The 7,627-nt window shown below is 58.0% G+C and carries 8 protein-coding genes and 1 pseudogene; 3 read left to right on the top strand and 6 right to left on the bottom strand.

The window, feature by feature from the left end:
- Positions 1–16: 16 nt before the first annotated feature.
- From DFR37_RS23575 to DFR37_RS19865, 6 genes and pseudogenes are all read right to left on the bottom strand, one after another.
- Entirely contained in the window at positions 17–412 is a 396-nt protein-coding gene (locus DFR37_RS23575) for a type 1 periplasmic-binding domain-containing protein (RefSeq protein WP_180148088.1), read from the bottom strand.
- Complete coding sequence (locus DFR37_RS19845) at positions 409–1,830, bottom strand: efflux transporter outer membrane subunit (RefSeq protein ID WP_113934926.1); 1,422 nt, start codon at positions 1,828–1,830, stop codon at positions 409–411. The genes DFR37_RS23575 and DFR37_RS19845 overlap by 4 nt, the downstream gene beginning before the upstream one ends.
- Positions 1,827–2,708 carry an efflux RND transporter periplasmic adaptor subunit gene (locus tag DFR37_RS19850; RefSeq protein WP_113934927.1) on the bottom strand — a complete coding sequence of 294 codons (882 nt, stop codon included), beginning with the start codon at positions 2,706–2,708 and terminating at the stop codon, positions 1,827–1,829. Before DFR37_RS19850 ends, DFR37_RS19845 begins: the two co-directional genes overlap by 4 nt.
- 4 nt (positions 2,709–2,712) lie before the next feature.
- The gene (locus DFR37_RS19855) at positions 2,713–2,925 is read right to left on the bottom strand and encodes a DUF1656 domain-containing protein (RefSeq protein ID WP_113934928.1); all 213 of its coding nucleotides are present in this window, start codon (positions 2,923–2,925) and stop codon (positions 2,713–2,715) included.
- Positions 2,922–4,970 (bottom strand): FUSC family protein, encoded by a 2,049-nt coding sequence (locus DFR37_RS19860; RefSeq protein WP_113934929.1) that lies wholly within the window; start codon positions 4,968–4,970, stop codon positions 2,922–2,924. Before DFR37_RS19860 ends, DFR37_RS19855 begins: the two co-directional genes overlap by 4 nt.
- A 92-nt stretch (positions 4,971–5,062) precedes the next feature.
- Positions 5,063–5,455, bottom strand: a pseudogene (locus DFR37_RS19865) (MarR family winged helix-turn-helix transcriptional regulator); the annotation flags it as partial.
- Between the two features lie 230 nt (positions 5,456–5,685).
- Here DFR37_RS19865 and DFR37_RS19870 point away from each other — a divergent pair.
- The 3 genes from DFR37_RS19870 to DFR37_RS19880 all read left to right on the top strand — a co-directional run bounded on the left by DFR37_RS19870 (position 5,686) and on the right by DFR37_RS19880 (position 7,428).
- On the top strand, positions 5,686–6,735 hold the full coding sequence (locus tag DFR37_RS19870; RefSeq protein ID WP_113934931.1) for an NADP(H)-dependent aldo-keto reductase: 1,050 nt from the start codon (positions 5,686–5,688) through the stop codon (positions 6,733–6,735).
- Positions 6,736–6,822: 87 nt separating this feature from the next.
- Positions 6,823–7,092: a type II toxin-antitoxin system Phd/YefM family antitoxin gene (locus DFR37_RS19875; RefSeq protein WP_113934932.1), complete on the top strand. Its 270-nt coding sequence runs from the start codon at positions 6,823–6,825 to the stop codon at positions 7,090–7,092.
- A gap of 12 nt (positions 7,093–7,104) precedes the next feature.
- On the top strand, positions 7,105–7,428 hold the full coding sequence (locus DFR37_RS19880; RefSeq protein WP_113934933.1) for a type II toxin-antitoxin system RelE/ParE family toxin: 324 nt from the start codon (positions 7,105–7,107) through the stop codon (positions 7,426–7,428).
- The last annotated feature ends 199 nt before the right edge of the window (positions 7,429–7,627 follow it).

The raw sequence follows: 7,627 nt of genomic DNA on the forward strand, positions 1-7,627 counted from the left end.
CCTTAAGTAGTCTGGTTCATTTCCGGGGCTCCGCGGGTCTTGCCGGGGGCCGGATCACAATGGGATCATAAAATCTTTCCGGCGCAAGCGACGCATTTGCGTATCGAGCCGACGCTGATCGTAACCCAGATAATCCTTGCCTAGAGGTCCGGACCGCCTTGCTGTCGGGCAATTGCTGAACGACCAGAACAGGGGAAACTGGTATAAACGTTCCCTCTACCGCCTTGCCGCCGACGCGCAGATAGTCGTTATCGGCAACAGCCTGTGTCTGGTAGATGGTTCCGGTGTATCCGCGCTTGTACAACTCAAGCTGCGGCAGCGTGGACGGGGCGCCGGAAGCCACGGTTAGCACGGCGTCGGGCTTGTAAAAAAATGGGGTCAGGTCTTCCAGGACCTGCCCCCAAAGCTTCATTCCCAACCTCCACCTAGAGCGAGAAAAATATTGATTTGATCGGTGGCTAATTGCGCCTGTGAAGCAGCTAGCGCGCTGGTATTGTTGGACAGAGTACGTTCGGAGTCGAGCACCGTCAGGTAATCTGTTTTCCCATACTGGTATAACTTGCGCGCCTGAGCCGCTGCTTCGACGCTCAGATCCCGAGCGGCTTTCAAAGAAGCATCACGGTCGAGCTGGCGTGCATACACCACCAACGCGCTTTCGGTTTCGCGTAGTGCGTTTAACACTGTCGCGTCAAACTTGGCCAGCGCGCCCTTGGTGGTGGCCTCGGCCTGGGCAATGCGTGACTGAGCAGCGCCACTATTGGGAATAGTCCATGAGATCAAGGGGCCGATACTCCAACTGAAGGTGCTGCGGTCGCCAATGAGGTCGGCAGGGCCCGCCGATCCACCGGACAGGCCTAATGTGATTTTGGGATACAGGTCAGCCGTGGCGATGCCGATGCGTGCCGTGGCGGCGGCAAGATTGCGTTCGGCCTCGCGAATGTCGGGGCGACGACGCAGCAAAGCAGCTCCATCGCCAACCGGAATTGTCCGAGTCAAGCGCGGCGGTGCTCTGCACTGAAGCATGGATGCCGGCAGAGCCGATGGCACCTCGCCCGTTAAGGCGGCCAGCCGGTATAGCGCGGTACGCTGCTGCGCCTGGAACGGCGGCAAACTGGCCTGCAACTGCTGCAACTGGCTGCGGGCACGCGTCACATCCAGCGTCGTACCACGACCCGCCTGCTGCAATCGCTGTACGACGCTCAGTGATTCGCGCTGCAAGTCCACCGACTGTTGGGCCGAAGCCAACTGCATGCCGGCCGAGCACATGTCCGCGTAGGCTCGGGCAGTTTCAGCCGCTACGGTCACTCGCGCCGCGTCATACGCCGCCTGCGCGGCCTGCGCATCGCCCTGCGCCGCCTGCACCGCCCGACGAATCTGACCGAAAAGGTCCAATTGATATGCAACACTTATCCCGCCCGAATAGGACCACTGATCAGGGGGTGACACGTTGGGCTGCAATTCCTGCAGGCCCGACACATGGCCATATGTGGGCGAGGCATTGACCCCGACGGTGGGTTTCTGCTGCGCTTGGACACCTTGGATGACGGCCTGGGCGCGTTCGAGATTGGCCGCCGCTACCCGCAGATCCGTATTGGCCGCCAGCGACTTCGCAATCAGGGAGTCGAGAACCGGGTCTTCATATAGCCGCCACCATTTGTCCGGCAGAGATTGCGGACGATAGACCGCGCCTTCCTGCGCACCTGCAAAGGGCGCTTGTGTGGCTTTCCGATTTACCACAGCCGAATCCGGGACGTGGTAATCTGGGCCAACAGCGGCGCATCCGGCTAGCGCAAGAGCTAACAGAGGTGCGAGTATGTTTGCAGTTTTCATAAAGGCATGTCGATCGATACGGTCGCAGTCTGGCCCGCTACGAGGCGTACGCCCTCAGGAATTTCGCCAAGCTTTATGCGCACAGGAACACGCTGCGCGAGCCGTACCCAACTGAAGGTCGGGTTCACGTTCGGAAGCATGTCGGAGCCAACGCTGCGCTCCCGTTCGGCAATACCCAGCGCAATACTTTCCACATGGCCGTGGATCCGGTGCGAATCGCCCATCAGCATCACGGTGACGCCGTCACCCTCGTGGATATTGGGAAGCTTGGTTTCTTCGAAATAACCCTCAACGTAGAACGACTGCGCATCAATCAGGGCCATGACAGGCCTGCCCGTCATGGCATAAGCACCCACGCGCAGGTCCAGATTGGTTACCCGTCCGTCGGTGGCCGCAACGACGCGGCTCCGTTCCAGACTAAGCTTGGCAATGTTCAACTGCACCTCGGCCTGTGCCAACCCGGCGTCGGCCTGCTGCACTTTGCTTTGGCTTTGTTCCTGCGCCTCGGCCGCCACCAGTTGTCCCAGCGAACGGTTGCGGCGAGCCTCGCGTTGCGCTTGATCGTGTGCCACTTGTTGCAAGCGCACCTGCGCTCGGGCCAGGTCGTAGGCAAGCTGGAAGCGAGCACGGTCGATTTCGAAAAGCACATCGCCGGCTTTCACGTCCTGGTTGTCGTGAACCGGCACGGCGGTGATCAGACCCGAAACGTCGGGTGCTACCTGCACCACGTAAGCCTTGACTCGGCCATCACGCGTCCATGGATCGATCTCGTAGTGAACCCATAGCCGCCAGCCAGCATAGACCGCCGCCGCCAGGGCAATTGCCGTGACAGCGAATCTGCCGATAGCCGCCGGGCGCCAGGCATTGGGAAATTTCATGTTGTTAAACCATTAAAATCAAAGGAGAAAAGGTCCAGACCACATAGAGCAGGACGACATACAAGGCTAGGTCAAAGAACGCCGGGTGCCATACCAGTCGGTAAAAACCCACACGCCCCAAAACACCGCGCGCCAGTTTGGAAAAAAGTAACGTCAATATGGCGAAAACCAGCAGCCACGGTACGTAAACACCATAAATACTCAATTCGCCGATCATATTGCCTGTACCTCCGCTGTAGCCAGGCGTGGCTGGTAGTCAGAAGCATTGGGGAATAAGCCCCGGCGAATACCCACCAGCGCCACAATGGCCCGGTTACTTGCCGCGACGGCAGGTCCGTTCGCCACATTCGATAAGGCACCGTCCAGTTGCGACAACAAAGGCGAAGCATGATCCTCCGCTTTGTTCGGCAAACGACCGCCAAAACGCTGCGCCAGGCTATGCAGCATATGCTGGATGGCTCCGTCGGCGATGGGAAGATGCCGGCGAGCACGTTGCAAACCTGCAATATCGTTTCCAATGCGCAGGTCTAACAAAGCATCCGTAGCTACCAGGTCGTCGCGACGCGTGGCAAGCGCCAGCCGCGGCTGCAACAGGCCAATGCGGTCGAGCATGCGACTTGTATAAGCCCGTGCGTCTGGCTTGTGGGCGGCGACGGCAAGCGTTGCCAAATCCCTCCAGTTGGCCGCCTGGATGCGGCGCGCAGCCCTGTCTGCACTGATCGTACGAAAAATAGCGGTCACGATCGCCGCGACAGCGGTGCCTGCAAGCTGCCCGAGCATGCTGTCAATGAACGACACCAGGTTTAGACTGTTGGTGTCTTGCAAAGCCAGGGAGCCTAGAACGCCAAACAGCAGGGCCGCGGCCTTGAGCGCCATCGCGGGCCGCAACGTCAGCGCCGAAAGAAAAAACACCGCAGGAAAGATCGCCAGCGCAAGCATTTCGAAGGAATGCAAGGCGGGCATAATGCCTAGCAGGTAGAGCGCTGATAGTGGCATCGAAAGGGCTGTATAGATCAGGAATTGCCGAATCATCGGAACCGGATTGTCCATGGTCGCAAAGAAACAGCAGAAAACCGCGGCCATCATCACTGCCGCTGATCCACCGGTCCAGGCGGTCAAGATCCAAAAGGCGCAGCACACGAAAATCGCGATCGCCGCTGCGAATGCCGACAAGAGCGCCAAGCCGGGATCGCGATGCAATCCAGCGGCAGCCTCATCGCGACGCCGAGGCCGTTTAGATATGCCTTGCAAACCATCTTCAATATCCTTACGCAATATCAGACACTCGGCGTAGGTATCCACAAGCTCCCGGAGGCGAGCCGTCAAGCTCATCATGAGCATGTCTGTCCATTCTGAATCCGGATGCATGACGGGCGATAAGCGCTCAATAGAGCCACGCAGTTGAGCCGCCTGCGAAGGAGCTGCATCAGCACCCGCGCCGATCCATTCAGATACATCACGCAAAATGTCTTTTACGGCGGTTGGCAGTTCATGGCCGCAGTCATGCAAAGCACGCAGGCGATCCTCCACTGCAGACACACAAGGAGTCAGGGCTACGATTCGCTCTTGCACGACCCGCAACGCAGGCGCGGTCCAGCGGATATTGCCTGGATCAAATGGCACGTGAGTGGACAGCAAGCGCAATTGCGTGATGTCGTTGGCTAGCGTGCGTTGATCTTTATCACGCGTGCCGACGTCGGTTCCCTTCAATACGTCCTGAATCCAGGCCCTTGCCTCAGCCCCCGTTTTATCCAGCCGGGCCAGCACAACTGATCCAATCCCCCGAGGAAAGATCACACTATGAACAACGGTCGCACAAATAATGCCCAAGCCGATCTCTTCCACCCGCGCGACAGCAGTATTAAGAATATTGCCGGGGTCGGCAACACCGGGAAATCCGACCAGCGCCGCCGTGTAGCCCGCCAGCATGAACACGTATGAACGAGGGGTGCGATCGAGCAGCGATAGATAAAGGCAGCCCCCGACCCACAACGCCATGGCGGCGCTCAGCAATATCGGTGCATTGATCAACTGAGGGACCATGAAAACCGCGGCAGCCGATCCAAGAAATGTCCCGCCCAAGCGATAGAGCGCTTTGGATCGCACACTACCCACCCATGGCTGAGTAACAACAACGTATGCCGTCATCATCGACCAGAATGGCCGAGGAAGACCGATCGCGTAGGCCAAGTAAAGCGCCAACATGGCGCTTAGGTAACATTTGATCGAGAAGAGCGCCTCGTCGGCACTCACCCATTTCATACGCCGCCTTCTTTGTTTGGCCGATCAATGGCGACGCATGCCAGTTGGCTCTTTAATGCTGCGAAGACCCGCAAGAACGCATCGGCGTCCTAGCTGTCGATATCGGCGAACAGGCGCCGCCGGAATCCAACTAATAAATTTTCGACTTTCTCGCCGACGTGGCTTCCTGCCGGTGTCAGATGAAGCGTTTTGACCCGGCGATCCTCGACATCGTCCTTGCGCTGCACCAGCCCACTGGCTTCCAGCTGATCGAGCAGTCGCACCAGCGAAGGCGCCTCGATACCCAGTTCTTCAGCCAATATGCGTTGACGCACGCCCTCGCCCAGCCGGCCAATAATGACGATCGGCCAAGCCGTCGCCTGCGAAAGGCCCAGTTCCGCCAACGACTGATCCGCTGCCGCGCGATAAATTCGCGCCATCCGCGTCAGTGTCGTCGTTATTTCCATAAGAGTCGCGTCAGACGGGACGCCGGCAGGCTGTGTCATATTGATCGTGGCATATATAGTTAGTTAGCTAACTATTATAATAAGCAATACTGGTATTCGCAAGAAAAAGTTAGGGCTGCCACAAAGCGGATGACCGTACTACGCGCCGGATCAACGGCAGGCGCACCGTCAGGCAACCGGCGACATCCCAATCACGGTGTTAACATCGAATCCATCGTCGGCATGCCAGCCGGCCCTGGCAGAAACCATTCAGTCGGAGCGCTACAACCTTGAAATACCGCAAACTTGGCCACACAGACCTCAAGGTCAGTCTCATCGGCCTGGGCACTATGACCTGGGGCGAACAAAACACCGAATCCGAGGCCCACGAGCAGATCGATTACGCCTTGTCGCGCGGGGTAAACCTGGTGGATGCCGCCGAAATGTATCCGGTGCCCCCCAAGCCCGAGACACAAGGCCGCACAGAAACGTATGTCGGCACTTGGCTGGCCAAAACGGGGCGACGCAAGGACATTGTGCTGACCAGCAAGGTCTCTGGCCCCGCCACCGACCCGAAACGCCCTGGCCATATTCGTAGCGGCCAGACGCATCTGGATCGCAAGAACATGACCGAAGCGCTGGACGCCAGCCTGAAGCGCATGCAAACCGATTATCTTGACCTGTACCAGTTGCACTGGCCGGATCGCACCACAACCACATTCGGCCGTCCCGCCTATCCCTGGAAGGACGATGCCTACACGGTGCCCATCGAGGAAACCCTGGAAGTGCTGCAAGACTTCGTCAAAGCCGGCAAGGTACGCCATATCGGGGTGTCCAACGAAACACCTTGGGGCGTGGCGCAATACCTGAAGCTCGCCGAAACGCGAAACCTGCCCCGCATCGCATCCATTCAAAACCCTTACAGCCTGCTCAACCGCAGCTACGAGAACGGCCTGTCGGAGTTCAGCCACCTGGAAGGCTTGGGGCTGCTGGCCTACTCGCCGTTGGGCATGGGTGTACTGGCGGGCAAGTATCTGAACGGAGCCCGCCCAGAGGGCGCCCGCATGACGCTGTTCACGCGTTTTGACCGCTACATGAAGCCCCAGGCCGAACGCGCTGCGGCCGAGTATGTGCAACTGGCCCGCGATTCGGGCTTGTCGCCCGCAACCATGGCCCTGGCGTTCGTAAACCAGCAGCCTTTCGTCATCAGCAGCCTGATGGGCGCAACCCGTCTTGACCAGTTGAAAGAAAACATTGACAGCGTCGAGGTTGCGCTACCGGAAGAGGTCATGGAGGCCATCCAGGCCATTCATCAGCGATACCCGAACCCCGCGCCCTAATTCTCATCGTAGCCGCTTGGCCGAAGGCCATGTTGACAACGGACAAATTCAGGCATAAATTTGGATGGTGAACTACGGGAGGCCATCATGCAATTAAGCGACAAGATCCGATCCATCTCTTATCTAAAAAATAATGCGGCCAAAATGGCGGAGGAGTTGGAGTGCGACGGCAGCCCTTTCATCATTACGCAAAACGGCGAAGCCAGCATGGTATTGGAAAACATAGAACGCTACGAAGCAAAAGAAGAGCTGATCGCCCTGCTGAAGATTCTGGCGTTGGGTGAAAAAGACCGATTGAGCGGGAAAGGCACAAGCGCCCAGGCATTTCGCCAGACGCTCAAAGCCGAGAGAACGTAGCTGGCCTGCCCCGTGGCTATTATTATTCTGCCCGACGCTCAGGAAGACTTGCTTGCACTGCAGCGCTATATGCTCAAGCAATGGGGTCTTGAACTGTCTGCGAAAGCCGAGAACGAAATCTTCAATCTGCTCGATCAAATCGAAGCAGGCAAGCGCTCGGGCCAGCCGGTGCCGGAACTCGCCGAAGTAGGAATTACCGATTACCTGGGCGTACTCACTTCGCATCACCGCATCGTCTATCGCAAAATCAACGGCGTCGTATTTGTGTATATAGTCGCGGGCCAACAGCAAGATTTCATGAGCCTGCTGACGCGCCGGGTCATGCAGCGGCTCTGAAAAAACAAAAGCCCCCTGTTGGCCACCCAAACTCCTCCACCTTTGGCCACCTCAAATTCCCCCACCTGATCGGGGCCTAATCGCGGCATAATTCCCGCGTTTTGCGGTCTCGGCGGTTTCCTGGCAGGACGTTATCTTTACCCCTCGACTGAGGGGAATTGGATTGAACGTCTTGAAACCACACCTGCAAACCACCATT

The organism is Eoetvoesiella caeni (assembly GCF_003315175.1).
Lineage (GTDB): Bacteria > Pseudomonadota > Gammaproteobacteria > Burkholderiales > Burkholderiaceae_B > Eoetvoesia > Eoetvoesia caeni.

What these genes read in the sequence shown, in the direction of transcription:
- DFR37_RS23575 (WP_180148088.1), bottom strand. Translation starts at nt 412, where the DNA reads ATGAAGCTTTGGGGGCAGGTCCTGGAAGACCTGACCCCATTTTTTTAC.
- DFR37_RS19845 (WP_113934926.1), bottom strand. Translation starts at nt 1,830, where the DNA reads ATGAAAACTGCAAACATACTCGCACCTCTGTTAGCTCTTGCGCTAGCC.
- DFR37_RS19850 (WP_113934927.1), bottom strand. Translation starts at nt 2,708, where the DNA reads ATGAAATTTCCCAATGCCTGGCGCCCGGCGGCTATCGGCAGATTCGCT.
- DFR37_RS19855 (WP_113934928.1), bottom strand. Translation starts at nt 2,925, where the DNA reads ATGATCGGCGAATTGAGTATTTATGGTGTTTACGTACCGTGGCTGCTG.
- DFR37_RS19860 (WP_113934929.1), bottom strand. Translation starts at nt 4,970, where the DNA reads ATGAAATGGGTGAGTGCCGACGAGGCGCTCTTCTCGATCAAATGTTAC.
- DFR37_RS19875 (WP_113934932.1), top strand. Translation starts at nt 6,823, where the DNA reads ATGCAATTAAGCGACAAGATCCGATCCATCTCTTATCTAAAAAATAAT.